We start from the raw sequence: 2,825 nt of genomic DNA on the forward strand, positions 1-2,825 counted from the left end.
TTCTTGTTCTTTTATGATAAAACATTTTGCTTTTGGCCAAAAATAACTTTTAGGATTTTCAAATTTTCCCCAACGCCAATCAAACCTAGGATGTAAAAGAACTATAGTAGGAATATCCATAGCTAAACTTAAATGCGCTATAGCACTATCAATACTAAGCATACAGTCAATATCATATAAATAATTTAGAGTATCATTCCAATTTTCTATAAGCTTACTTCTATCTTCTATTACCTTAGGTAATTCTTCTTTTAATTGCATTTGAAAAGAAATGATTTCATAATTTAAGTTTTTTAATATATCAAATAAAAATTCAAATTTTACATTTCTTAATAAATCAGAATTTTCAGCATTAGGAGTAGCATAAAAAATACCAAGTTTTTTTCTTTGATTATGCGGTTTTTTCTGTGGCAATATAGGTGTTTTTAATCGTGAAATCTCATCAAGCTTAATATCAATAAAAAAAGGCAAAGAACAAATAGGAATAGCATAATCAAAATTTGTAGGTAGATTTTTTAAAACCTTTACATTTTTAAAAATATCATCATTTTGATTTAAAAATTTGATTTGATTTTTAAACATTTCATACATGGCACTTTGAGGAGCAAATAAAACCTTTGAAGCGATTTTACAAAGTTTTTCTAAGCATCTTGCATACATTATAGTATCGCCAAAGCCTTGCTCGCAAAATACTAAAACTTCTTTATTTTTAAAAGCATCAACGCCAAATTTATTAAAAGCTTTTAGGCTTTCATTATAATGATAAGTAGAAAAAGTTTCATTATGAGCATAAAATAATCTGCTTTCATAATATTTCTTACCCTCTTCAAAATTATCATCCACTCCCATACGCATCAAAAGATAAGCCAAATCAAATTGATAGGTTGCATGAGAATCCAAGCTAAGACATTTTTTATAAGCATGATAAGCTTCTTGATAGTTTGAATTAAATTCTAAGACCTTAGCATAGTTTTGCCAAAACTGTGCATGGTGTTGATTGGCTTCTTGTAGTGATTGAAAAAGTTCTAAAGAATCAGATATTCTAAAAAGCTTAAAAAGCAAGTATGCTTTTTGGGGTAAAATTTGATGAGTTAAAAAATCTTCTATTTTAGAAATAGTAAGATTTTCTTTGGTTTTACTATGAAGCCTATCTTCGAGTTTAATTAAATTAAGATTGGTTTGTTCAGCAATGATTCCTTTTTGTAGTTTATCAATCAAATCTTGCATAAAATGACACAAGTGCTCATGTGCATTTAATGCCTTGGTAAAATCATGTTTAAAATAAATTTCTGCATAATTTTTCCATAGATTAAGATTATACATATCTTTAGAAAGTAATTCTTTGAAAATTTGTTCAGATTCTTCTAATTTATTACTCAGCTTATAAATAAAAGCCAATTCTAACTTAAGTTCATCCTCTAAATCATCTTTGCGAATTAAAAGTGTTTGTAATAAATTCAAGGCTTCATCAAATCTTAAATTTTCAATATAGCTTTTAGCAAGCATAAGACCATTAAAACTTGTAGGATTTAAAGAAAAAAGCTCTTGAGCATAATATAAAGCTTTTTGAAAAAGAGAAAGTTTATAAGAAGAAAGCATAGCAAATTCTAAAGCAAATTTTGGACTTTCTTTTAAAAATTGCTCACTCAAGTTTAAGCATTTTTCATAATTAGCATTAAAATAATAATAATGAATTTTATCAAACATATTTTTCCTTGATAGTTACATTAAAATCTAATATTATCTTATAAGTTGCATAAAAAGATAATTATATTTTTATAAAATTAAATAATAAAACAAAAATAAAAAAATATAACAACATCCATCCCAATAATTTTAAAATTATCAGGATGAAATTTTTAACAAGTAGGGAAGTAAACTAATTAAACTAAGTATTATCTTTTATAAGATTACCAAAGATAATTAAACTGAGCAAATCCTGTATGGGTATTGCCATCTTTATCAAACATTCCATTATAGTTTAAACTAAAATAGAAAGCTTCATTAACAGGAACGATAAAAGAAGTGCTTACAAATTTTTGTACTCTTGGTAAATCAAACTCATCACTTACTTTTATATTACCAAATCTAGCCTCAGCTTCTACTTTAGGATTGATATTAAACTTAGCTCCAAGTTCTACTGAAGTTTTTAAATTAGGCAACCAATCTCTAAACCAAGTAAAGCTTGTTTTAGTAGAGAAAAGATTTAAATAGTTTGCATAGGTTCTTTCTCCACCTTTAACTGTTGCTTGTCCTATAGTGTCTTTCATAGAAAAAGCTTCAGTATAGCCTCCTTCATAAGCAAGACCTATTTCAGGAGAGAATATATCTTTATTAGAAATAAAATTCATACCTAAGGCTGTATTGACTCCATAAGCATAAGAATTAGGTTCAGCTTTAGCTTCATTATTTCCTATTTTTTTAGTTAAATCATTTTTAATCAAAGCAGCTTTACCTTGAGCTTTGATATAAACTTCTTGACCTTTTTCTGTAGTAAATAAGGTATTAAAGTATTTTAAACCTGCATAATAGGTTCTATTATTAATATCAAAATAAGTTGAACCCATTCTTGTATCTTCATAACCTGCATACACGCCATATATTCCACTGTCTTTTAAAGTAGAATAACCTATAATGGTTCCTTTAGTGTGTCCTTTGCTTTCTTCATTTAAAGAAAGTTCAACATTCTGTGAAGAAGCATAAGGAAGGATGAATAAAGAATGTTCTTTATTAGAACCATAGCTTCCATTATTTAAATCACTCTTTATATAATCACTTGCATCTGCATATAAATTACCCTTTTCAGACATAGCAATGCTTTGAGA

General features: G+C 27.0%; 2 protein-coding genes. Both read right to left on the reverse strand.

What is annotated here, in order from left to right; translation table 11 throughout:
• Positions 1 to 1,707: tetratricopeptide repeat protein (locus tag AJ881_RS05685; RefSeq protein ID WP_070285347.1), on the reverse strand; the 1,707-nt coding region annotated here is incomplete at its 3' end.
• Positions 1,708 to 1,910: 203 nt separating this feature from the next.
• Positions 1,911 to 2,825 (reverse strand): autotransporter outer membrane beta-barrel domain-containing protein (locus AJ881_RS05690; RefSeq protein ID WP_148126058.1); only part of this gene is annotated, 915 nt, incomplete at its 5' end.

Origin of the sequence: Campylobacter sp. BCW_6460, from assembly GCF_001762705.1 — a bacterium.
In the GTDB taxonomy this organism is placed as follows: Bacteria; Campylobacterota; Campylobacteria; order Campylobacterales; family Campylobacteraceae; genus Campylobacter_D; species Campylobacter_D jejuni.